Origin of the sequence: Polynucleobacter sp. UB-Raua-W9, from assembly GCF_018687435.1 — a bacterium.
Classification (GTDB): Bacteria; Pseudomonadota; Gammaproteobacteria; order Burkholderiales; family Burkholderiaceae; genus Polynucleobacter.
The window spans coordinates 1,229,362-1,252,855 of sequence record NZ_CP061290.1; the positions used below are offsets into that span (position 1 = coordinate 1,229,362).

The 23,494-nt window shown below is 46.0% G+C and carries 19 protein-coding genes and 1 pseudogene; 6 read left to right on the top strand and 14 right to left on the bottom strand.

The annotated features are described in order from the left end of the window. A partial coding sequence (locus AOC07_RS09415; RefSeq protein WP_251371651.1) for a DNA translocase FtsK 4TM domain-containing protein occupies positions 1 to 231 on the bottom strand: 231 nt, incomplete at its 3' end. A 39-nt stretch (positions 232 to 270) separates the two neighbouring features. Here AOC07_RS09415 and trxB point away from each other — a divergent pair. Then, positions 271 to 1,227, top strand: coding sequence for a thioredoxin-disulfide reductase (gene trxB, locus AOC07_RS06355; RefSeq protein ID WP_215292374.1), 957 nt, complete (start codon positions 271 to 273; stop codon positions 1,225 to 1,227). Between the two features lie 69 nt (positions 1,228 to 1,296). On the opposite strand, the gene AOC07_RS06360 is transcribed toward trxB, so the two are convergent. Further along, a complete protein-coding gene (locus AOC07_RS06360) occupies positions 1,297 to 3,357 on the bottom strand; it encodes a sodium-translocating pyrophosphatase (protein WP_215357159.1) in 2,061 nt (686 codons plus the stop codon). A gap of 171 nt (positions 3,358 to 3,528) precedes the next feature. Between AOC07_RS06360 and ppa the strand changes: the two genes are divergently transcribed. From ppa to AOC07_RS06375, 3 genes are all read left to right on the top strand, one after another. Continuing rightward, positions 3,529 to 4,065: an inorganic diphosphatase gene (gene ppa / locus AOC07_RS06365; protein ID WP_215292378.1), complete on the top strand. Its 537-nt coding sequence runs from the start codon at positions 3,529 to 3,531 to the stop codon at positions 4,063 to 4,065. Between the two features lie 40 nt (positions 4,066 to 4,105). Further along, positions 4,106 to 5,725 (top strand): NAD+ synthase, encoded by a 1,620-nt coding sequence (locus tag AOC07_RS06370; protein ID WP_215357161.1) that lies wholly within the window; start codon positions 4,106 to 4,108, stop codon positions 5,723 to 5,725. A gap of 72 nt (positions 5,726 to 5,797) precedes the next feature. Further along, a complete protein-coding gene (locus AOC07_RS06375; protein ID WP_215292382.1) occupies positions 5,798 to 6,136 on the top strand; it encodes a P-II family nitrogen regulator in 339 nt (112 codons plus the stop codon). Between the two features lie 25 nt (positions 6,137 to 6,161). On the opposite strand, the gene AOC07_RS06380 is transcribed toward AOC07_RS06375, so the two are convergent. Both AOC07_RS06380 and AOC07_RS06385 read right to left on the bottom strand, forming a co-directional pair. Next, on the bottom strand, positions 6,162 to 7,151 hold the full coding sequence (locus tag AOC07_RS06380) for a helix-turn-helix transcriptional regulator (protein WP_215357163.1): 990 nt from the start codon (positions 7,149 to 7,151) through the stop codon (positions 6,162 to 6,164). 78 nt (positions 7,152 to 7,229) lie between these two features. Then, a complete protein-coding gene (locus tag AOC07_RS06385) occupies positions 7,230 to 7,859 on the bottom strand; it encodes a response regulator transcription factor (protein WP_215357165.1) in 630 nt (209 codons plus the stop codon). Positions 7,860 to 8,086: 227 nt separating this feature from the next. Here AOC07_RS06385 and ilvD point away from each other — a divergent pair, with 227 nt between their 5' ends. Then, on the top strand, positions 8,087 to 9,778 hold the full coding sequence (ilvD, locus tag AOC07_RS06390) for a dihydroxy-acid dehydratase (protein WP_215357167.1): 1,692 nt from the start codon (positions 8,087 to 8,089) through the stop codon (positions 9,776 to 9,778). 69 nt (positions 9,779 to 9,847) lie between these two features. Here the strand turns inward: ilvD and AOC07_RS06395 are convergent, their stop codons facing one another. The 10 genes from AOC07_RS06395 to AOC07_RS06440 form a co-directional block, all read right to left on the bottom strand. Further along, the gene (locus AOC07_RS06395) at positions 9,848 to 10,324 is read right to left on the bottom strand and encodes a copper chaperone PCu(A)C (RefSeq protein WP_215357169.1); all 477 of its coding nucleotides are present in this window, start codon (positions 10,322 to 10,324) and stop codon (positions 9,848 to 9,850) included. Positions 10,325 to 10,368: 44 nt separating this feature from the next. Continuing rightward, positions 10,369 to 10,845 (bottom strand): TlpA disulfide reductase family protein, encoded by a 477-nt coding sequence (locus AOC07_RS06400; RefSeq protein ID WP_215357171.1) that lies wholly within the window; start codon positions 10,843 to 10,845, stop codon positions 10,369 to 10,371. After that, a complete protein-coding gene (locus tag AOC07_RS06405) occupies positions 10,845 to 12,029 on the bottom strand; it encodes a sialidase family protein (RefSeq protein ID WP_215357172.1) in 1,185 nt (394 codons plus the stop codon). Before AOC07_RS06405 ends, AOC07_RS06400 begins: the two co-directional genes overlap by 1 nt. 56 nt (positions 12,030 to 12,085) lie before the next feature. Continuing rightward, positions 12,086 to 14,233 carry a TonB-dependent receptor gene (locus AOC07_RS06410; RefSeq protein WP_215357174.1) on the bottom strand — a complete coding sequence of 716 codons (2,148 nt, stop codon included), beginning with the start codon at positions 14,231 to 14,233 and terminating at the stop codon, positions 12,086 to 12,088. A gap of 72 nt (positions 14,234 to 14,305) precedes the next feature. Further along, on the bottom strand, positions 14,306 to 14,677 hold the full coding sequence (locus AOC07_RS06415) for a DUF2946 family protein (protein ID WP_215292397.1): 372 nt from the start codon (positions 14,675 to 14,677) through the stop codon (positions 14,306 to 14,308). A gap of 95 nt (positions 14,678 to 14,772) precedes the next feature. Continuing rightward, a complete protein-coding gene (locus AOC07_RS06420; protein WP_215292398.1) occupies positions 14,773 to 16,269 on the bottom strand; it encodes a tripartite tricarboxylate transporter permease in 1,497 nt (498 codons plus the stop codon). Positions 16,270 to 16,310: 41 nt separating this feature from the next. After that, positions 16,311 to 16,838 carry a tripartite tricarboxylate transporter TctB family protein gene (locus AOC07_RS06425; protein ID WP_215357176.1) on the bottom strand — a complete coding sequence of 176 codons (528 nt, stop codon included), beginning with the start codon at positions 16,836 to 16,838 and terminating at the stop codon, positions 16,311 to 16,313. A gap of 85 nt (positions 16,839 to 16,923) precedes the next feature. Beyond that, positions 16,924 to 17,922, bottom strand: coding sequence for a tripartite tricarboxylate transporter substrate binding protein (locus AOC07_RS06430; protein ID WP_215294340.1), 999 nt, complete (start codon positions 17,920 to 17,922; stop codon positions 16,924 to 16,926). Between the two features lie 370 nt (positions 17,923 to 18,292). Then, positions 18,293 to 18,760 (bottom strand): DUF1854 domain-containing protein, encoded by a 468-nt coding sequence (locus tag AOC07_RS06435; protein ID WP_215292402.1) that lies wholly within the window; start codon positions 18,758 to 18,760, stop codon positions 18,293 to 18,295. Next, positions 18,757 to 21,102 (bottom strand): ABC transporter ATP-binding protein, encoded by a 2,346-nt coding sequence (locus AOC07_RS06440; RefSeq protein ID WP_215357178.1) that lies wholly within the window; start codon positions 21,100 to 21,102, stop codon positions 18,757 to 18,759. Before AOC07_RS06440 ends, AOC07_RS06435 begins: the two co-directional genes overlap by 4 nt. Before the next feature lie 199 nt (positions 21,103 to 21,301). Here AOC07_RS06440 and cphA point away from each other — a divergent pair. Next, a pseudogene (gene cphA, locus AOC07_RS06445) lies at positions 21,302 to 23,485 on the top strand (cyanophycin synthetase); the annotation flags it as partial. Positions 23,486 to 23,494: the final 9 nt, after the last annotated feature.

The window sequence follows — 23,494 nt, forward strand, 5'->3', positions numbered from 1 at the left end:
ATAGGCCCCAAAACGACCGCCAAGGTTTCTAGGAGTCTCAAAACTGGCGTGTGACCAGGCGGGATCAGCCTTTGAATACGTTAGCAAAATGGCAAATAAACCCAGGCACAAACCCACGGAGATGAACCAGCGGGCCTCTAGGAGAAGGCGGGGCATTCTGCCCGGCCCGTCCATCTCTGGAGGCGGAGGGCTCAATGGAGCCTTGGACTTCGGGTATACAGTTCTAGCCATGTTCTACCGATTGTAAACAAGCAAACCTATAATTTGGGTATGACTACAAATACCCCAAAACACTCCAAAGTTCTTATCCTCGGATCTGGCCCTGCTGGCTATACCGCCGCCGTCTATGCTGCCCGAGCCAATTTAAAGCCTACCCTCATTACCGGCCTGGCTCAAGGTGGTCAATTAATGACCACTACTGACGTCGAAAACTGGCCTGCCGATGCAGACGGGGTCCAAGGCCCAGAGCTGATGGACCGCTTTCTGAAGCATGCTGAACGCTTTAATACCGAGATTATTTTTGACCATATTCATACGGCAGCACTCAAAGAGAAACCCATTCGCTTGGTTGGTGACTCTGGCACCTATACCTGCGATGCCTTGATTATTTGTACTGGAGCATCTGCCCAATACATTGGTTTGCCGAGTGAAGAAGCATTCATGGGTCGCGGTGTTTCTGGTTGCGCAACCTGTGATGGCTTCTTTTACCGCAATCAAGATGTGTGCGTAGTCGGCGGTGGTAACACTGCAGTTGAGGAAGCACTCTACCTCACTGGCATTGCTAAAAAAGTAACGGTCATTCACCGTCGCGATAAATTCCGTGCTGAGCCAATCTTGAACGATCGCTTAATGGCGAAAGTTGCTGAAGGCAAAGTCGAACTCAAACTCAATTCAACATTGGATGAGGTACTTGGCGATGAAAAAGGGGTTACTGGTGTGCGCATCAAGAAACAAGATGGCAGCACAGAAGATGTTGCTGTCACTGGCGCCTTTATTGCGATTGGCCACAAACCCAATACAGAACTCTTTATTGGTCAGCTAGATATGAACAACGGCTACCTCAAGACCCACTCAGGACTTGAGGGCAATGCCACAGCAACCAACATCCCTGGTGTGTTTGCTGCTGGTGACGTGCAAGACCATATCTATCGTCAAGCAATTACGAGCGCTGGCACTGGTTGCATGGCCGCACTCGATGCACAACGCTATTTGGAAACATTGAATTAAGTTTTCTTAGTTTTGGCAATAAAAAACGCCTAGCATTGCTAGGCGTTTTTGTTTGTTGCCTTGTATTGCTTAACGTGAAATCACCGGCAACAAGGGCACGATGAGCAATGCCACAATATTAATGATTTTGATGAGAGGGTTTACCGCAGGACCGGCAGTATCTTTGTAGGGATCACCTACAGTGTCACCAGTCACCGCTGCCTTATGCGCTTCAGAACCTTTACCGCCAAAGTTACCCTCTTCGATATATTTCTTGGCATTATCCCAAGCACCGCCACCAGTACACATCGAGATCGCTACAAACAAGCCAGTCACAATCGTACCCATGAGTAAGCCGCCCAATGCAGCAGGGCCCAATAAGAGACCTACTACGATAGGCGCAATTACCGGCAAGAGCGAAGGAACAATCATTTCTTTAATGGCTGCGCTCGTAAGCATATCTACTGCCTTACCGTATTCAGGCTTAGCAGTGCCTTCCATGATTCCTGGAATCTCACGGAACTGGCGACGTACCTCTTCCACTACCGCACCAGCACAGCGACCTACTGCTTCCATTGCCATCGCACCGAACAAGTAAGGAATCATGCCGCCAATAAAGAGGCCAATGATCACCATGTGGTTCGATAAATCAAAAGAGACTTGCTGACCAATACCTTCTAGAGCATGGGTGTAGTCAGCAAACAAAACAAGTGAAGCTAAACCAGCCGAGCCAATTGCATAACCTTTGGTAACTGCTTTAGTAGTATTACCCACCGCATCCAGTGGGTCAGTGATATCGCGCACTGATTGCGGCAAACCAGCCATCTCTGCAATGCCGCCTGCATTATCAGTAATTGGGCCATAAGCATCCAGTGCAACGACAATACCTGCCATAGACAACATTGCTGTGGCTGCAATTGCAATGCCATACAAACCAGCCAACCAATATGCTGCAAAAATAGCGGCACAGACAAAGAGCACTGGATAAGCAGTGGACTTCATGGAGATGCCTAAACCTGCAATGATGTTAGTGCCGTGACCTTTAGTAGAGGCTTCAGCAATATGCTGCACTGGCTTGAACTGAGTACCAGTGTAGTACTCAGTAATCCATACCAAACCAGCAGTCAATAAGAGACCCACCACTGTTGAGCCGAACAAACGCCACTGGCTACCCGGAATACCCAAGGCATCATCAGGCATGATGAAGTTGGTCACGAAGTAGAAGGCTACTAGCGATAAAGCACCTGCAATGATCAAACCCTTATACAAAGCTGGCATCACATTCCTCATGCCAGGCGTTGCTTTTACAAAAGAGCAACCAATGATGGAGGCAATAATAGAAACGCCACCCAGTACCAAGGGATAAACAATCGCAGCTACCGGCGCACCAGCCACCATCAATGAACCAAGCACCATAGTGGCAATCAATGTCACTGCATAAGTTTCAAACAAGTCGGCCGCCATTCCTGCACAGTCACCTACGTTATCACCTACGTTATCGGCAATCACTGCTGGATTACGCGGATCATCCTCCGGAATACCGGCTTCTACCTTGCCAACTAAGTCAGCACCAACATCTGCGCCTTTAGTGAAGATCCCGCCGCCAAGACGCGCAAAGATCGAAATCAAAGATGAGCCAAATGCCAAGCCAATAAGGGGATGCAATACAGCAGAGAGATCACGTCCTGCACCAATCGATACGAGAAACATAAAGAAGAGGCTGACACCTAAGAGACCAAGACCAACTACCAACATACCAGTAATTGCGCCGCCTTTAAATGCAACATTGAGTGCCTCGTTCATTCCTTTAGTAGCTGCTTCAGCTGTGCGCACATTAGCGCGCACTGAAACGTTCATGCCAATAAAGCCGCATGCTCCAGATAGCACGGCACCGATCACAAAACCAATCGCAGTCGCGAAGTCGAGGAAGAGCGCCATAAGGATAGTGAGTACCACGCCAACCACGGCAATGGTTTTATATTGGCGCGATAAATAAGCCGCCGCGCCCTGCTGAATCGCCTCTGCAATTTCTTGCATTTTGGCGTTACCTGTACTTTGCTTCAAAATCCAGCCGCGCATCACAAAACCGTAAATTACGGCCAGGACACCGCACGCCAAGGCAAAATACAAGCCTAAAGTGATATTACTCATGCTTGAACTCCCTAAAGTTGATCTTATCGTTTTGTATATCTAGCGCTTAGTTCGACCAGGTTTTAGAAAGCTTTAAACTAGGGTCTTTAAGCTGTATCAGTATGTAGCAGAATCACCCCTACGCCTCCTTGCCGGCATCAGGGTATTTACTAATCACTATTCGGAGTATTTATGAGTCTCGACAACGTCAAGCCAGGCAAAAAGATCCCTGAGAGCTTCAACGTCATTATTGAAATCCCAATGAACGCGGATCCAATTAAATATGAAGTAGACAAGGAAAGTGGCGCAATTTTCGTTGACCGTTTTATGGGTACTGCAATGCACTATCCATGCAACTATGGTTACATCAACAAAACCATCGCTGGTGATGGCGATCCTGTTGATGTTCTTGTCATTACTCCATTTCCACTAATCCCTGGTGTAGTTGTCAGTTGCCGCGCTATTGGTGTTTTGCAAATGGAAGATGAAGGTGGGCAAGACGCTAAATTATTAGCAGTGCCAGAAGATAAAATTTTACCAATTTACACACACTGGCAGAAACCAGAAGATATCAACCCATTGCGTTTAAACCAAATCCAACACTTCTTCGAGCACTACAAAGATCTCGAGCCAGGCAAGTGGGTCAAGGTTAAAGGCTGGGGCGGGGTTGCAGATGCCCATGCAGAAATTATGGAAGGCATCGAGCGCTACAACAAAGAGTCAAAATAATTCTTAACCTTCCTTATTAGTAAAGGCTTTGTGAACCGGAGTGAGCGCACAAAAAATTGCCCTAGCCCAAATGAACCCCTTACTAGGTGATCTGGCTGGTAACGCGCAACTGATTCACAAAGCCGCCCTGGATGCCTTTAAGCAAGGCGCCAAACTCGTAGTTACTCCTGAGCTTTCACTCACCGGCTACCCCCCTGAAGATTTGTTACTCCGCCCCGCTTTCATTCAAGCGGCGCAGCAGCAGCTAGATCTCTTAATGAAAGAGTTGGCACAATACCCCGACCTTACCGTAGTGGTGGGTCATCCAAAACAAACTTCAATCGGTCTGCAAAACTTTGCGTCGGTCTTACAAAATGGCAAAGTCATTGCAGGCTATGCCAAACAAGAATTACCCAACCATGAAGTATTTGATGAAGTTCGCTATTTCGTTCCTGGCAATCAAGCTTGTGTATTTGAATGCGCAGGAATTCGTTACGGCTTAATCTTGTGTGAGGATGCATGGCATGCTGGCCCTGCCAAACAAGCCCATGCAGCTGGCGCGCAAGTATTACTGGTCCCAAATGCTTCGCCTTATCACCTGAAAAAAGAAACTCTTCGCATCGAAGTATTACGTGGGCATATTGCGCAAACCAAAATGCCGTTGGTCTATGTCAATGCCGTTGGCGGTCAAGATGAGTTGGTCTTTGATGGTGGATCATTTGCACTAAATAGCCAAGGTGAAGTGCTCATGGCGATGCCTCAGTTTGAGATTGGCCTGGGTATTGTTGATGTCAGTCCCTCTGGCCAGTTAGAAAAAGGTTTTATCAGCCCACCCCAAAGTGTTGAAGCGCAAGCCTATCAAGCATTGGTTCTGGGGGTACGTGACTACGTCACCAAGAACCATTTTCCGGGAGTCATTATTGGTCTATCTGGTGGCGTAGATTCCGCTTTGGTATTAGCCATTGCAGTTGATGCCCTGGGTGCGGATAAAGTCCGAGCCGTCATGATGGCCTCACGCTATACAGCAGACATTTCCTGGATTGATGCCCAGGAATTAGCCAACATTTTAGGCGTGCAATACGACGAGATTCCCATTAGCGGTCCAGTAGATGCTCTCGAAGAAGCTTTGGCAGCCCAGTTCGAGGGTTTGAAAGTCGATGCTACTGAAGAAAATATTCAAGCGCGCGTGCGGGGCACCCTCCTCATGGCGCTCTCCAATAAAACTGGCCGCTTGGTTTTAACCACCGGCAATAAAAGTGAGATGGCGGTTGGCTATTGCACGCTGTATGGCGATATGGCTGGCGGCTTTGCAGTCATCAAAGATATTGCCAAGACTTTGGTCTATCGACTGTGCGAATACCGCAATACCATTCAACAAGTTATTCCGGAACGCATTCTCACTCGCGCACCTTCTGCCGAATTGCGCCCCGACCAAACGGACCAAGATAGCCTTCCCTCTTACGAAGTGTTAGATGGCATCGTAGAGCGGTACATGGAACAGAACCAATCCATAGCCCAAATCATTGCCGCCGGCTTCGATCCCGAGAGTGTCGAAAAGGTCACCCGCCTCATCAAATTAAATGAATATAAGCGTCGCCAAGCACCTCCAGGGGTTCGCGTAACCACCCGCGCTTTTGGTCGCGACTGGCGCTACCCCATTACCTCGCAATTTAGGGCCTAATCATTGCTATAGAGGGTTGTTTTTGACGATATCCTTGAGTTCTAGGTATGATTACTGCATTAGGGGGAATAAATGAAATTAATCACATCAATCATTAAACCGTTCAAGCTAGACGAAGTTCGAGAAGCTTTGGCAGAAGTTGGTGTTACCGGCCTCACCGTCACTGAAGTGAAGGGCTTTGGACGCCAAAAGGGTCACACCGAACTCTATCGTGGTGCCGAATACGTCGTGGACTTCTTGCCTAAAGTAAAAGTGGAAGCAGTCGTGCCCGGCGATCGCGTTGAAGTTGCAATCGAAGCCATTACCAAAGCTGCGCGCACTGGAAAAATTGGTGATGGAAAGATTTTTGTGACCGCAGTTGAACAGGTCATCCGCATTCGCACAGGCGAAACTAACGAATCTGCAGTTTGATTGTTGTTTTAGCTAATACAGATTCTCAGCGCATCTGAGAATCTGCTGGAGGTCCAGGCTGACTGATTTCAGCCGCCTCCAAAATAATTGTTTTGCCAGCAGGATCTGAACGTACTTTTCCACCCTGGAAATACAAATCCACTTGATTCAAACCAAATGTGAGCACCTTAAGAGGTGGCTTGCCACGGATACTTGCCCCAACACCAGGCTCTAGGGTTTTATTTTGACTTTTACCGCTTGCATCAATCACGCAAACAGTTTGCGCTGTTTTTGATTGAACATACACCATATCACCGGCCTTTTTAGGAGCCTCAGGCTTGTAGGTCAGCGCCGCCATATCGGCTACTGGACACTCGGTAGAAATTGCCGCAGGAAGCGCAAGCTCTGCTACTACCGGGGCTGCTGCTAGAGTTGGCACCATAGGCTTGGCCTCTTCTGGAGGCGCATTAGCTTGAGGGGCTTCTTCTACCGCTTCCACCAACACAAGCTCTTCTTTGGGCGGCTCAGGAAAAAATACTGGGCGTAAGTTCACCATAGAGAATGCTAAGGCCGCTCCAATACCCAATAAAACAAAGAGCTTCTTTTTTGGATTGCTTTGTATAAGCGCTTTACCGCTTTCAAGATGTTTCAGCGGATTAGGGATTTTAATGGCTTCTTTTGGCGCTTCTTTGTCTTGCTGTGGCTTGGGAGTTTTTTCTGGCGCAGCTGATTTTTCTAGATTCTCAGTTGCCCGCTCCACTGATTTTTCTGGAATATTTTTTACTGGTGAAGCTTGCTCCCCAAAATCAAAAGCATCTTCTATATTTAGTTTAAGTAGACGGGCAACTTTTTTGGCCGCAGTGACTTTGACTTGAGGGCTATAAAAAGTATTTGTCTCGCCATTTTCAATCTGCTGTATTTGGCGGACAGAGAGACATGCCATGCCAGATAACTCTTTTGTGCTCAAACCAAGACCTTCTCTAGCCTTGATAAAAGCTTCTTTGCGAATCTCCGGTAACTTTGCTGAATTATTCACGACTGATCGTCTGTCTCTTAAGTAAATAATAAAACTGATACAAATCCCAAAATGTTACGGGAATAATTGGCTATGAGGCTAATGGTTTAAGGGGTGATTCTCAAGATCTGACTCAAGGTACTTTTTTACCAAAGTTTGCACTGAGTCAGCATGCATCTTATCCATGATTCGCGCTTTGTGCACCTTAATTGTGGCGTCAGTTGTGCCCAATACAACAGCAATGTCTTTATTGAGAAGTCCCTTAACTAACCAGCCACAGACTTCACGCTCTCTCGGTGTAAGGCTTACGTAGTCCCTTCTAGTCTCCACATCCAAGGAAATACGCTTTAGCTGGCGACTATCAAAATCCACCCCATCGGCTACGGCCTTGAGCAACTCCTCCAAATTGAAGGGTTTAAATAGAAAATCTACCGCCCCCTTCTTCAGGCCTTGCACAATTTGATGGGGGTGACTTTGGCCGCTGACAAAGACAATCGGAGTTTTGCGACCTAATTTAAGCAGCCTTTCTTGGAGATCTAACCCAGTGATGTCAGGCATTTGCATATCCAGAAGAATGACTGCTGGCGAGACTGGGACAGACTTTTCCAAAAAAACACTGGCTGAAGCGTAATCCTCAACCAAATATCCCAATTCACGAAGCATTCTCGCTAGGGAGATACGCATCGATTCATCATCATCAATTAAGTAAATGTGGCCGACTTTAGTCATTGAATCCAAAGGGGAAAGTCATGATTTGCCTAATTTACAGGAGTAAGTTAAACCAGGCTATTAGCTTAGTAGCTAATAATGCCGTCAAATATTGATGACTTGATGTTTTTTTATATTGCATTGCAATATATTTCGATGGTGTTTAAGGCCGCACAGAAGCTGAGCCATCATTCAATTCTCACGGCACAATAGAGCCTTTCATCACCAACCTTTTGGAGTAATAAAGCATGAAACGCCTTAATGAACGCTCACGCATGGTCACCGAAGGGGTCGCACGCGCACCCAACCGTTCGATGTATTACGCAATGGGCTACAAAGATAAGGATTTCACAAAGCCAATGGTTGGCGTTGCTAATGGTCATTCCACTATCACCCCTTGTAATAGCGGATTACAAAAATTAGCAGATGCTGCAGTGGATGCTTTGGAAGAGGCAGGCGCAAAAGCGCAAATGTTTGGCACTCCCACCGTTTCTGATGGCATTGGCATGGGCACCGAGGGTATGAAATACTCCCTCGTCTCTCGTGAAGTGATTGCGGACAGTATTGAAGTTTGCGTCAACGGTCTTTGGCAAGATGGCGTTGTTGTCATTGGTGGTTGCGATAAAAATATGCCAGGCGGCATGATGGCAATTGCACGTACCAATGTGCCAGCAATCTATGTCTATGGCGGCACTATCAAGCCTGGCCATTACAAAGGAAAAGATCTCAATATTGTTTCTGCATTCGAGGCGGTTGGGGAATTTACGTCCGGCAGATTAAGTGCCGAAGATTTAAAAGGCGTTGAAGAGCACGCCTGCCCGGGCAGCGGATCATGTGGCGGCATGTATACAGCGAACACCATGAGCTCCTCTTTTGAGGCACTCGGCATGAGTCTGCCTTATTCCTCAACCATGGCTAACGAAGATTCTGAAAAAGTAGCTAGCGCTGCCGAATCAGCCCGTGTATTGGTTGAAGCAATCAAAAATAACTTACGTCCACGCGACATCATCACTAAAAAATCCATTGAGAACGCAGTGAGCGTGATCATGGCAGTAGGCGGCTCTACCAATGCGGTATTGCATTTCTTGGCCATTACCAGTGCAGCAGAGATCGACTGGACCATTGATGACTTTGAGCGTATTCGTCAACGCGTTCCAGTCATTGTGGATATGAAACCATCTGGCACCTATTTAGCAACTGACTTACATCAGGCTGGCGGCATTCCGCAGGTGATGAAGATTTTGTTAGATGGCGGCTTATTACACGGTGATTGCATGACGATCACTGGCAAAACCATTACTGAAACATTGAAAGATATTCCCTCGGTGCCACGAGCTGATCAAAAGGTCATTCGCACTTTAGATAATCCTCTGTACAAGCAAGGTCACCTCGCTATTCTGAAAGGCAATATTTCTCCAGAAGGCTGTGTTGCCAAGATTACTGGCCTCAAAAATCCATCCATCACTGGTCCAGCCCGTGTCTTTGATTCTGAGGATGACGCTATGGCTGCCATCATGGCCCAAAAGATCAAGGACGGCGATGTTGTGATCATCCGCTACGAAGGCCCTAAAGGTGGCCCTGGTATGCGTGAGATGCTCGCCCCTACCTCTGCCCTGGTTGGTCAAGGCCTGGGTGAGTCTGTTGGCCTGATCACTGATGGCCGCTTCTCTGGTGGCACTTGGGGCATGGTAGTTGGTCACGTGGCTCCTGAAGCTTATGTTGGCGGCGTCATCGCCCTCATTCATGAAGGTGACTCTGTCACGATCGACGCCCATAAACTCCTCATCCAACTCAATGTGAGTGATGAAGAAATTGCTAAGCGCAAAGCGGCCTGGAAGCAACCAAAGCCACGTTATACCCGTGGATTGCTTGCTAAATATGCAAGCCTTGCAAGCAGTGCAAGTAAAGGCGCAGTTACCGATCTGAATCTCGATCTATAAAAGAGCGAGTCATAAAAAAAGCCCCTGAATTTAGGGGCTTTTTTATTGGCGTCACTGAGCACCTAAAGGTTAGTGTTTTGCATTCTGGCCCATTGCATTCACCGGCATCTTCACCTCGACTTCACCTGCTTTAGCGAACTTCAGCTTCACGGGCACTGTCTCACCAGCGCTTAATGGAGCTTTAATATTCATGAACATGAGATGTAAGCCGCCTGGTTTTAATTCAACAGCGCCACCCGCTGGTACCGCAATGTCTTTCACCTGCCGCATCTTCATCACATTGCCTTCCATTGCCATCTCATGCAATTGCACTTCACCAGCTATTGGTGAGTTCGCTGATAACAATTGGTCGGTAGAGTTACCCTTATTTTCAATCTTCATAAAACCACCAGCTACTTGTTGACCTGGCATCGTAGCGCGCGTATAGGCATTCTCAATTTTGATCGCACTAGTGCTGACAGTTTGTGAAACATTTTGCGCTGAGGTATTACCGCTTAAGGCAATACCCATTGCTGCACACATCACCACAAATAATTTTGATTTCATTTCCAAATCCTCCTAGTTATTTTTGATACGCCTATATTCATAATTTAAGCGCCACCATTCAATGCGCTCTGCAGTTTACGAAAATCAATTAATCCACTTTTTCTGGAGGGCTTACCATTTTTATCTATCAAAATAGTAGTCGGGGTCTCACCATGCCATTTTGGATCAATCTCGTAACGTAAGCGCTCATCAAAAGGGCCTGCAACATAGTAATTATTCGCATAATCAAGACCGGCCTTATTAAGCATTTTTTGCATATTTTCAGAAGTTACGTCATCCACCTGAATAAAGATTACTTTTGCGTTTTGATTACCCTTCAGAAAATTTCCCCAGAGCGGCATCTCCTTAACGCACGAAGGACAAGTAACACCCCAAAAATGAATTGCCATTGGCGCACCATTTGCACTCTTCACCAAGCTAGACCAATCACCGCTCTGATATGGCTTCATGACTGCCTTATCTGCAAACGCAAAATTCATTGATCCAATCGCAATGATTAAGGCGAGTACACATTGTTTCATTATTTTTGTCCAACCTTAATCAATTGATACCCATCAATCCTAGTAAGCCAGGATAAAAATACTGTATCACCTTGACTGATCAACAGAGGGTGATCACTATACCCATTTGTTTTAGAAATCATTTGTGGTGTATTCCACGTTTTACCATCATCGGTTGATTGTTTGATGTAAATCAATGAATGCGCGCCATCAAACTCTTTCCACGCTAACCATACCTGCTGACCTAGAGCGAAGAGATAAGGCCTAGAGACATTAGCCCCTTCTGAGCCGATTTTGACAGACTTGGAATAACTGATGCCTTGATTGCTAGAGTTCGCATAAAAGACGCCTGCGCGCTTTGTCCCTTGGGTATACCACGCCACATGGAATTTTCCAGATCCAGATACCGCAATCGACGGGCCTTGATGCGGACAGGCATCCGTCTTCCAGTCATCATCTGCTACCCTACGAATTGGCCCAGCACCTTTAGCGGAAATCACTTGGCTTGCATGGTCCCGAATACCTCCAGGAAATATAGCTCGATACACAATCACCGGCTGATTTTGCGCATCTAAAGCGCCACCAATTCGACAGCATTCGCAACTATTTTCATTAGCAAATTTCTCGGCTTCAAATGTTTTTCCACTATCACTTGAAAATGAGTAGGCAATTGAACCGCCCAAGCGTTTGCTACCACCCTGCTTTGCAGCAGCAACAAGTCGCTTATCAATCCAAGAAATAAAAATGGAGTCATCAGCCCTCATTAGGACCGAGGGAAAGCGCTGACTAGATCCATCTTGAACTAAAGGTTCTGGGGCAGTAAAAGTCTTACCGCCATCAGTTGATCTAGCGGCATTAATCTGGGCATTCCAATTGGCGTCTTTGAAAAAAGCGTAAGCCAAAAAAACATTGTTCTGTTTATCAGCAACAATCTGCGGACGCGCATCACTACCAATATCTAATGACTTACCGTGCTCTGCAATTTTGACAGTCGACGTCAATGTTTTACCTAGATCGGAAGACTGTCCTAGGGATACCACTCCATTTGCTGTCCATGCAAGGAGCAAATTTCCATCATCAGAAAAATATGGGGTAGCTGCATTGGCGCAATCCAATCCAAATCCTTGGCAGGTATTACTTGCCTTATTAGGCATCTTCGAGGATGAATGATCCATTTGGGCTTGAGCACGGCCAAACAGGCCCATTAGGACGACGCCTAATATGGTCAAGCGCGAAAAAGAATGTAAGTGAAATCTCATAGCTAGAAGATGATACGTGCACCAACCGTAATTGTCTGAGGTTGGCCAGCAATATATTGCGAACCCGATCCAAAGGTAATGTAGTTACGATTCAAAAGGTTAACTGCGCTTAAATAAACTGAGGTATTTGTAGTCACCTCATGGTTGACCCTTGCACCCAATACGGCATAGGCCGGAATTGGTAGAGTATGGGCTGTGTCATACCAAGAGTTTCCGACATAACGAACCGAAGCAGTCAAGCTTGTTTTTGAAATTGGATAGTAGGTGATATTTGCACTCCCCATATTTTTGGGTGTTCCGGCAATCTGAACGCCAGTAGGATTCAGTGTTTGATCAATTGCACCATAGGTCGAGGTGAGTACCGCTTTGGTTAGCGTATACCCAAGATCGGCCGCCCATTTTGTGCTCATATCGTAATGTGCTTGCAGCTCTAGACCGGTGCTCCGAAGCGATTGGTCGTTACTATAGGATTTGGCACCAGCACTACATACTGGAGCACAAGTACTGGCAATTTGAGCGCTCGTTAGAGTATAGGTAGCAATTGCGTTGGTAACGCTTGCGTTGTAACCCGTTACCTGAATAAAGCCGGAGCTCCACCGATAGTCGGAACCTAATTCGTAGCCAGTCATATTTTCAGGCGAAAGATATGGATTATTTCCAACATAGCTAGATCCCGAACCATAACTACGTATCGTATTGTTGAGGCCTGGCGCATGAAATGCTTGATAGGCAGCAGCCCGAAAATCCAACTCTTTCGTTGCGTTATAAAGCAACCCTAAATTTGGGCTAAATTTTGTTCTTGATTGATCTGGCACAGCCTGATTGATCTGCGAGCTTCCAACAGCTTGCGTGTAATTTATGGGAACCTCACTGTTCCATCTGTCGACCCTAGCAGATAAAGTTGCTTCAAGAGGGGCTGAGGGTAATGTTGATTTAACTTGCCCTAGAACGCCTGCAAAATTTTGGGTGCCCTGTGCAACTACCTGTGAAGTAAGCGCCCCCATTTTGCTTGTTTGGTAATTTGCCGCTCCAGGTGAAGCGTAGTTATTCTGAAAATTAGATGCTGATAACTGCTTCGCATCCACGCTCATGATGAATTGATCAATTACTAGATTTTGAAGATTACTTGTGTATTGGGCAGATCCTCCAAGTTGATAGTAGGGATTATGAAAGGAGGCATTAATATACGGATTAGTAGAGCTCACATTTTGCTGTTGTAATGTCGTATTTTCATAATAACCATTCACTTGAACCTGCTCGCTAGAATTTAGCTTTGTAGTTGTGCCACCCGAAAGAGTCATCTCATTGGTGGATTTTCTGGCAAAACTGTAACCACCCGTAGGTAGATTTGACATTGAATGCAGGCCAAGATTGAAAAAGCCATCAGTATCTCGGCTTAGCTTTGCTGAACCTTGTAACCTGTAGTTTGCATTTTCCGCGCTTTCATTTCCCATTCCTGGTTTAACAGCGCTCGGTGATGATGGAGAGATGGATGCAATATTCTGATAACCCTCAGTACTAAAGTAGTCAGCAGAAGCTCTTAATTTAAAAGAGTCGTTCAATGCAAATTCTTTTGATACTGCTGCAGTGCCTGTTGAGTAAGATCCAATACTGGCTGATGCCTCCCCCTTATTGCCGTCAATAGGCTTGGTTGTGATATTGATTACTCCACCCATGCCCATATTTCCATACAAAGCCGAGACACCACCGCGAATAAATTCAACATCCTGAATGGCTGACATGGGTACTAAATTCCATTGCACAGTTCCATACATAGCATCATTTGCGGGTACCCCATCAATCAAAACTAATGTTCTAGCATTGCCTAATCCACGTACATTAATGCTTTGCCCGGTTGGGTCCTTCTCATAAAAAGGTTGATCATTTAAAAATACACTTGTCTGATTCTTTAAGATCTGGTCGATTGTTTGATCCGGAGCAATCTCTAATTCCTCTTTAGTCAAGATGGTCGTATTCTGAGTCATGTCACGCAGAGTAGTCCCTGATTTTGTCGCAGTAACTACCATGTCAGATAGCTTCTGGTCATAATTAGGCGGTGGCGCTATTTGAGCTTGCACACTAGCATTGATGAGAAATGAGCCGACGAGCATGCTCGCATATACGCTCACATTCTTTTTCTGAAACAACATGAATTTCCCCGCACAAAACACGGCAACTGATTTGTTACCAAATACATAGCATTGCTATGCCCTAATAATTTCTTAGGCTTGTGCTGGAGGTGCTGCTGATGGCGGTTTTACCCAAACAACGAGTGGTTTGGGAGATTGATAGAAAAGCTGCGGCAGAAATGCAAAGGTTTGCGGTGCCTGAAATTTGAGGTTGGTATTAAATGCAGGAGTAATGCTGCTTTGGGCAATACAAAAAGGGCATGGTTGAACTTGCTCCGCAAGGTCTTTGCCATCATCCTGAACATCAATTTGCATTTTGATACCGTCGGCTACGCAAATCTCCATCGAAAAACCTTGCCCATGCTTTGCCAACGATACCGCCTGAGACATTGCAGGTGCCAGCGCACTCATTGCAATTGCAATTGCAGCAATCCAGTGAACGAGGTGGTTTTTGCGGGAATTCATGATGGATAATTTTATCGGATTTTATGATGTGCCATATAAAAAGGGGCTTGCGCCCCTTTTTAATCAGATCAGACTGGCTTTTGACCAGCTAAGCTTTATGCGGCCACCTTCTTCTTACCAATGAACTTGCCTATTAATGGCCAGAACAACAGGAGCAAAGCAACAGATGAAATACCAGCCACTAGATAGTTAGAGAAGAAAACATCTAAGCTACCTTGTGAGATCAACATGGACTGACGGAAGGAGTCTTCTGCGCGGTCACCCAAGACCAAAGCTAAGACCATTGGGGCCATTGGATAGTCAAGTTTCTTAAAGACATAGCCCAGTACGCCAAAGCCCAACATCAACCAAACGTCAAATGTCGCATTGTGAACGGTGTAAGCACCCACGGCACAAATCACAATAATGACTGGTGCAATGATTGAGAATGGGATTCTCAAGATTGAAGCAAACAATGGCACACAAGTTAATACTACAAACAAGCCAGCCAAGTTACCTAAATACATACTTGCAATCAAGCCCCAAACAAAGTCTGGCTTCTCCACGAAAAGCAATGGGCCAGGTTGTAGACCCCAGATCAACAAGCCACCGAGCAATACCGCTGCCGTAGGTGAGCCTGGGATACCAAGAGATAACATTGGAAGCAGTGCTGAAGTACCTGCAGCGTGGGCTGCAGTTTCAGGAGCAACAATCCCCTCCATCTCGCCTTTACCAAAGTTCTCACCATTCTTAGAAACGCGCTTTGCAACGCCATAAGCCATAAATGAGGCAGGTGTCGCGCCACCTGGGGTGATACCCATCCAGCAACCGATTAAGCAGCTACGTAATGAAGTAGCCCAATACTTAGGTAACTTTGCCCAGGTCTCGAGAACCACTTGGCGGCGAATCTTAGCTGCTGCACCATGGAATGCAAGACCCTCTTCCATCGAGAGCAATATCTCACCGATACCAAACAAACCGATAACAGCGATCAAAAAGTCAAAGCCACGCATGAGTTCAGGGTGACCAAATGTCAAACGCAATTGACCAGTAACAGTATCCATGCCGACAGTGGCCAAGGCAAAGCCCAACATCATGGCGGAGATTGTCTTGAACGGCGATCCTTTATTCATGCCCACGAAACTACAGAAGGTTAGCAAGTACACCGAGAAGAACTCAGGTGGCCCAAACTGCAGAGCAAACTTAGCAACCAAAGGCGCCAAGAAGGTAATCATCACAATCGCAAAGAATGCGCCAACGAAAGAAGAGGTAAAGGCTGCAGTTAGCGCCTCACCTGCTTTGCCGTTGCGGGCCATTGGGTAACCATCGAAAGTTGTCGCAACTGACCAGGGCTCACCTGGAATATTGAAGAGAACAGATGTAATCGCACCGCCAAACAATGCACCCCAGTAAATACAAGAGAGCATGATGATGGCTGATGTTGGTGGCATTGTGAATGTCAATGGCAACAGAATTGCAATGCCGTTGGCACCACCCAATCCTGGTAGTACGCCAATAATCACACCGAGTGTTACACCTACCAGCATCAGCAGCAGGTTAAATGGGGTCATTGCAACAGCAAAGCCGTTGAATAGAGCGCTAATTTCTTCCAACTTGAACTCCTTTTTCTCTAATCTTTTTTATTTATATTTTTTTAGTTCACACCAACAAACTCGAGCGGGTTAAACCATGAACCATGTGGCAATGGAACTTGGAACCAAAACTCGAACATGAGGTATAGGGCTACGCTCACCCCAACTGATACTGCAATTGCCTTCCAAAGCGGATATTTGCCAAGCCAAACCATGAAAATGGCGATATAAAACACTGAGGAGACATAAATACCAATTAACTGAACGCCAAGCACGAACACAACCGCTGGCAACAATACAGCCATCACCTGATTGAAGGATTCTTTATCAACAAATGACTCTGTTTTCTTTTTCTTATTCACGATCGCCGCTTGGTAAAGAGTCACCGCGCTTGAAAGAAGGATGATTAAGCTAATATAGAATGGGAAATATCCCGCTTCTGGGCCATCACTACCCCAGCTAGCACCAAGCTTGATGCTACCTACCATCACGATCAGCCCTACCACCATAAACAGGAAGGCGGTGATGATATCCATTGATCGCATACTGATCACTGAGTCTTGATTTGAATTATTTGTATGTTCAGACATTTGCTTTGTTCATTAATAAAGTTGATTAACGCACTACTTAAAAAATAGGACCCCCTGATGGAGGTCCTATCTGATTTCCTACTGATTACTTAGCCAAGAATCCAGCTTCGGTCATTAATTGCTTGTGAAGTGCCTCATTCAAGGTGAGCCAGTTTCTAAATTCTTTGCCCGACATAAATGTTTGGTTGAAAGCACCATCAGCCATGAACTTCTTCCACTCAGCTGTCGCACGTACTTTTTTGAATAACTCCACATAAAAATCAACTTGCTCTTGTGTCACGCCAGGAGCCATGAAGATGCCACGCAACATGGTGTAGTCAGTTGAAACACCCGCTTCTTTACAAGTTGGAACGTCATACCAAGATTGCGTATCGGTAATCTTTTCTTTGTAAGGCATGCGCGTGTCATCAAATACACAGAGGGCACGCAACTTGCCAGCACGCCATTGCGCAACTGCTTCAATTGGATTATTCACAGAAGAATCAATATGATTACCAACGAGCTGAACAGCAACGTCGCCACCCCCTTTGAATGGAATGTAAGTGAATTTAGCGCCGGTTGCTTTTTCAATCGCTACGGTAATAATTTGATCTTCTTGCTTAGAACCTGTACCGCCCATTTTGAATTTACCTGGGCCCGCTGCTTTAGCGGCATCAATATATTCTTTTGCTGTTTTGTATGGCTTTTCAGCGTTATCCCACAAAACAAATTGATCAAGCGCCAACATGGCAACTGGAGTGATGTCTTGCCAATTAAATGGAACACCAGTAGCCAATGGAGTGGTAAACAAGTTCGAGAGTGTGATCACGATCTTGTTTGGATCACCCTTAGCTTCTTTCATTGCCAAGAAACCCTCTGCACCAGCACCAGCACCTTTATTCACAGGGATAATCGCCTGCTTCATTAAATTATTTTTGGTAATGATCCCTTGAATCATGCGCGCCATTTGATCGGCACCACCGCCAGGACCGGCAGGAATAATGAATTCAACAGGCTTACTTGGCTCCCATGCTGCAAATGCAGGTGAAACGCCAGCGACACCGAGGGCTAAGGCGGTGGAAATCAATGCCCCTTTTAACTTCATCTTCATAATGTGTGCTCCTGTAATGGTTTGCCAATTTATTTTTGGCTTATTTAATGTGTCTGTGATTTTTAAACAAGATAGGCTATCAGAACTTGACTGCCATCAATTATTTCAAAATCGTTACGTGCAAGCTTCTGCAATCTAGTGGAAACCCTGATCAATCAAGCTACGGACTGCGTTTAGTGTACTTACATTTGGACCTAAAAACCGCATTAAATACACATTAAATGCACAAAATGATAATGGCTATTTAGCGAGATTTGTCAGGGGTAATTCGGGGCTAAATATCTAGGTAATTACCCTAGTTATCCATTGGTGCCGCTTGCAGGAATCGAGCTGGCGACCTTTTCATTGCCAATACACCGACCTACTACCGGAAGCGATCTAGGAGCTTTTTGCTGACCTTGTCCAGCTCGGTAGAGTCCTTAATCAGGAACTGCAGGCCGTTGGAGTCGGCAATCAGCAGGGTATTTCCGGCGATTCTGCGGATATCCTCTTCACCCTTGAGACGAATACGAGTGGGACCTCGATCCGTTTCAATATCCCAAATACTGGGCGTTGCAAATGTCGACACCTTGGTAATTTTCTCGATGACCGGCATAAATTCACGGGCAGCCAATTCTTCCTCAATCAGAGCAAGCTCTGCCTCTGGAATGAGCGAAACATCTGGATACCAACATACTTCTTTGCCGGATTGATTCATGATGCCAATACCGGCAGCAGGTGCGGTAATTGGAAATGCTCGAACTGGATGAACTCCAATATGACGTTCACCTTTTGCGTCGATAAATACTAAATGGCCAAGTGCATCGCGCTCTAGTTGATGCGCCTTACTCATACGCCACCTCCAATATTTTTCGCAATCACTTCTCGTTGCTCTTCTTGCTTTTCCGCATGAGCCTCTTCAAGACTCTCACCGATAGCGCCACCCTCAACCAACTCGGCAGCATGACGCAACTGCGCTTGATACAAGGTGTAGTAAGCCCCCTGGGTCTCCATCAGCTGGTCATGTGAACCAATCTCCACAATCTCTCCCTTATCAAGAACTACCAGACGGTCAGCCTTTCTAAGGGTTGAAAGACGATGCGCAATCGCGATTGTTGTGCGGCCTTTAACTAAGTTATCTAATGCGCGCTGAATTTCTTTTTCGGTAGTGGTATCAACGGATGATGTTGCCTCATCCAAAATCAAAATACTTGGATTAATGAGAAGCGCACGTGCGATTGAGATACGCTGACGCTCTCCACCAGACAGTGATTGGCCGCGCTCGCCCACTAAAGAATCATAGCCCAGCGGTAATCTCAAAATAAATTCATGGGCATGGGCTGCGCGAGCTGCTTCAATAATTTCTTCACGAGTAGCATCAGGCTTACCGTAAGCAATATTCTCAGCAATCGTGCCAAAGAATAAAAATGGCTCTTGTAAAACTAGACCAATACACTTACGATAGTCGGCAATCCGGATGCTGCGAATATCGCGCCCATCTAAGGAAATTGAACCAGAGCTCACATCATAAAAACGACAGATCAAATTCACCAAAGTGCTCTTGCCTGAACCGCTATGCCCTACCAGGCCAATCATTTCTCCGGGGGCAATATCCAAATCAATGCCTTTAGATACAGCGCGGTTTCCATAGCGGAAGCCCACGCCACGCAAGGCGATGCGGCCTTGAACTTGTCCTAATGGCGCCGGGTTGATTGGCTCGGGAACGCTCGATACGTGATCCAAGATATCAAAAATGCGCTTCGCGCCTGCGGCTGCTTTTTGTGTATGAGAAACAATTCGACTCATTGAATCTAATCGAATATAAAAACGTCCGATGTAAGCTAAAAAGGCAATCAATACACCAACTGTTACTTTTTGGTGCGCAACCTGCCAAATACCAAAACCCCAGACAACCAATAATCCAGTTTCTGTGAGTAATGTCACGGTTGGAGAAAATAATCCCCAAACACGATTCACGCGATCGTTAATTTGTAAGTTGTGTTTATTTGAATCAACAAAGCGTTTGAGTTCACGGTCTTCTTGAGCGAAGGCTTTCACTACCCGAATACCCGGAATAGTGTCAGCTAGGATATTGGTAACTTCAGACCAAATACGATCAATCTTTTCAAAGCCAAAACGCAAGCGATCACGTACTACATGAATCATCCAAACAATGAATGGCAATGGAGCTAATGTCACTAAAGCAAGTAAAGGATCAATCGACACCAAGATTGCCGCAGTCATGGTGATCATGAGTACATCAGTTGCAAAATCTAAAGCGTACAAAGACAAGAAAACGCAGATACGATCAGTCTCTGCGCCAATGCGCGCAATCAGGTCACCCGTACGTTTGCCGCCAAAATATTCTAGAGAAAGCTTAAGTAAATGCTCAAAAGTGGTATTACGTAGGTCAGCGCCAATACGTTCACTCACCAATGCAAGTAAGTATGTTTTCCACCAACCCAGACCCCAGGCAACAATTGCTGCCCCAAATAAAGCCAGCAAATACATACTTGCTAAATGAAAATCTATTGGGTTGCCACGCTCATATGGAATCAACACGTGATCCATTAAAGGCATGGTGAGATAAGGTGGAATAAGCGTTGCGCCAGTAGATAACAAGGTCAACACAAAACCCAGCGCAAGTTGTTTCTTATAGGGTCTTGCAAAACGCCAGAGCTTGAATAAAGTCCAGGTAGACGGTGGAGTGTCGTCCTCTGGGTCACAAGTAGGGCATAAATCTGAATTGGCCGGTTTTGGACTTAAGCAAACTGGGCAAACTTGTTTATCGTATTCACTTGACTCGCTCTTACTTTCCGCCTCTCCTCTAGTGAGTTGCTTAAAGCTTGATTGCAAGCGGAGAACTTGTGGGTTTACTGCCAAGGTGAAATACCAAGCTCGCAGCAAACTATCGGCAGTTTCTAGCCTTAAATGCCCCACCCCAGCATGATCCCCATGAATCAAATGCTCTTTCTTCCCTATAGACCAAGACTCAAATTGCTTACCATCGGTCCAAAAAAGACCTTCTTCGCTCAGCCAAATCAGGCTTTTTTCAAAGCGAAGATCCGCACCCAAATCGAGTTCAACCCATGCTAGCAAAGCATCAAAGCTGTGGACTGGAGATTTATGGTCCTGCAAAATAGCTTGCCAATAGCTTGGCAAAGCGGGAGCAAAAGGTAGGATTTCTGGCTTCATTGACACTAAAAGTATAGTGGAGCTAGATTTTTTAGATTTATAGATCCTGTCAACTTTAGGGCTGTAAAAACGTTAAATTAATGAACTAGCCCTTTTTATGTACTTTTGCTAATTTTGTGAGTTTTAAATAAAAACTATAAACAGAGAGACTGTCTGACGCGTCATAGCCAAACCCAGGCCCCAGAACTCGCAATACCCCATGCCCCAATTACTAGATAAATCCATCGAGATCCTGAGTGTTAAGCATCTCCGTGGCCCCAATATGTGGACCTACCATCCCGTCATTGAGGTTTGGCTAGATATTGGTGATTTGGAGGACTATCCCTCTAACCTCATTCCCGGTTTTTATGAGCGACTAGTTCAGGCTCTACCGAGTCTCGTTGAACATCGTTGCAGTTATGGAGAGACCGGCGGTTTCTTAAAGCGCGTCGAAGAAGGTACTTGGCCTGCGCATATTCTGGAACACCTTACGCTTGAGTTACAAAATTTAGCCGGTATTCCAGGCGGCTTTGGCAAAGCACGTGATGGTGATAGACGAGGTGTCTATAAAGTCATGGTGAGCGCCATTAATGAAGAGGTCACCCTAACTGCTCTCAAATATGCACGTGATTTGTATTTAGCTTTAGCGCAAGACAATCAAGATAGTGTTGCGCTGGTGAGTGACATCATCGAAAAGCTCCGCGACCTTGGCGATGATCTTTTGCTTGGGCCAAGCACAGCGTGTATTGTCAATGCAGCTGAAGAGCGTGGCATTCCCTCGATTCGTTTATCAGAAGGCAACTTAGTCCAACTGGGATACGGCGCCAAGCAACGTCGTATCTGGACCGCAGAGACCGATCAAACTAGTGCGATTGCCGAAACCATCTCTAGAGATAAAGATTTAACTAAGAGCCTATTACGGAGTGCTGGCGTCCCCACTCCTGAAGGTAGAACTGTTACTAGCCCTGACGATGCATGGGAAGCTGCACAAGACATTGGCCTACCTGTTGTTGTTAAACCAATTGATGGCAACCATGGTCGTGGCGTATTCATTAACCTTTACACCCAACAAGAGATCGAGGCTGCTTATGCAGTAGCGATTGATGAAGGTAGCGAAGTTTTAGTAGAGCGCCACATTGTGGGTGATGAACATCGCTTACTGGTAGTTGGCAATAAAGTCGTTGCTGCCGCCAAAGGAGAAACCGTTTGGGTTACTGGTGACGGTAAGCACTCTGTTTACGAACTCATTCAAATACAAATCAATTCAGATCCCCGTCGCGGTACTGCAGAAGAGCATCCGCTCAATCCAGTTCGCATTGATTCAGCAGTAGAGCTTGAGCTCGCACGTCAACAACTCACAGGCGATAGTATTCCTACCGCAGATCACAAAGTGCTCATTCAAAGTAACGGCAATGTCGCTTTTGATGTAACCGATCTGATTCATCCAGACGTAGCTCACCAAGTGGCCCTAGCAGCACGCGTAGTTGGCCTTGAGATAGCCGGTGTCGATTTGGTTGCACAAGATATCAGTCGCCCACTAGCAGAACAAAATGCTGCCATCGTGGAAGTAAATGCTGGCCCCGGCCTCTTAATGCATTTGAAGCCTGCGAGTGGAAAACCACAACCCGTTGGCAAAGAAATTGCTCAACACCTCTTCCCTCCAGGGGCAGATTTCCGTATTCCAGTTGTAGGTATTTGTGGTGAAAATGGCAAAACGCCTGTTGCAGAAATGATTGCCCACTTCCTACGTCTAACCAATGTGTATGTTGGCCTCTCATGCAGTAAAGGCTTGTTTTTTGGCAATCGCGCGATCCCTAATACCAATGCATCCAATTGGGAAAATGCGCGCCGCACTTTACTCAATCGCGCCGTAGAAGCGGTCGTCATTGAAAATAATCATCTCTCTATGCTGATTGAAGGCTTAGCTTATGATCGCTGCCAAGTTGGCGTAGTCCTTAATGTAGACCCAAAGGCTAACTTTCCTAAATACGCTATTTATGATGAAGAGCAAGTCTTTAGCGTTATACGCACCCAGATTGATGTGGTACTCCCAACTGGAGTTGGCGTTCTCAATGCTGACGATCCGATGTGTGTGCAGATGGCAGAGCTCTGTGATGGTCAAGTGATCTTGTTTAGTGAAAAACCGAATTCTGATGTTGTCAAAACTCATCTGGAAAACGGAGGTCGTGTTGTGCTAGTTGGCAAACAACAAATTACTCTCAAGTCTGGTAAGTTGGATCAGAAATCAATTCCCGTACCACGCCACTCCGAATCAGACGATAGCGCCCCATGGAAAGGTATGAACTTAGGTGCTGCCATTGCCGCTGCCTGGGCACTAGATATACCATTTAATGTTATCGAAGCTGGTGCGGAAACATTTGTGCCAGACCTCACTACTGCACCAGGGGCTTAA

Excerpts from the sequence above, each read along its gene's own strand:
- AOC07_RS06395 (WP_215357169.1), bottom strand. The coding sequence starts at position 10,324 with ATGAAATCAAAATTATTTGTGGTGATGTGTGCAGCAATGGGTATTGCC.
- AOC07_RS06360 (WP_215357159.1), bottom strand. The coding sequence starts at position 3,357 with ATGAGTAATATCACTTTAGGCTTGTATTTTGCCTTGGCGTGCGGTGTC.
- AOC07_RS06425 (WP_215357176.1), bottom strand. The coding sequence starts at position 16,838 with ATGTCTGAACATACAAATAATTCAAATCAAGACTCAGTGATCAGTATG.
- AOC07_RS06405 (WP_215357172.1), bottom strand. The coding sequence starts at position 12,029 with ATGGGCCTGTTTGGCCGTGCTCAAGCCCAAATGGATCATTCATCCTCG.
- AOC07_RS06400 (WP_215357171.1), bottom strand. The coding sequence starts at position 10,845 with ATGAAACAATGTGTACTCGCCTTAATCATTGCGATTGGATCAATGAAT.
- AOC07_RS06435 (WP_215292402.1), bottom strand. The coding sequence starts at position 18,760 with ATGAGTAAGGCGCATCAACTAGAGCGCGATGCACTTGGCCATTTAGTA.
- AOC07_RS06410 (WP_215357174.1), bottom strand. The coding sequence starts at position 14,233 with ATGTTGTTTCAGAAAAAGAATGTGAGCGTATATGCGAGCATGCTCGTC.
- AOC07_RS06415 (WP_215292397.1), bottom strand. The coding sequence starts at position 14,677 with ATGAATTCCCGCAAAAACCACCTCGTTCACTGGATTGCTGCAATTGCA.
- AOC07_RS06375 (WP_215292382.1), top strand. The coding sequence starts at position 5,798 with ATGAAATTAATCACATCAATCATTAAACCGTTCAAGCTAGACGAAGTT.
- ilvD (WP_215357167.1), top strand. The coding sequence starts at position 8,087 with ATGAAACGCCTTAATGAACGCTCACGCATGGTCACCGAAGGGGTCGCA.
- AOC07_RS06385 (WP_215357165.1), bottom strand. The coding sequence starts at position 7,859 with ATGACTAAAGTCGGCCACATTTACTTAATTGATGATGATGAATCGATG.
- ppa (WP_215292378.1), top strand. The coding sequence starts at position 3,529 with ATGAGTCTCGACAACGTCAAGCCAGGCAAAAAGATCCCTGAGAGCTTC.
- AOC07_RS06430 (WP_215294340.1), bottom strand. The coding sequence starts at position 17,922 with ATGAAGTTAAAAGGGGCATTGATTTCCACCGCCTTAGCCCTCGGTGTC.
- AOC07_RS06440 (WP_215357178.1), bottom strand. The coding sequence starts at position 21,102 with ATGAAGCCAGAAATCCTACCTTTTGCTCCCGCTTTGCCAAGCTATTGG.
- trxB (WP_215292374.1), top strand. The coding sequence starts at position 271 with ATGACTACAAATACCCCAAAACACTCCAAAGTTCTTATCCTCGGATCT.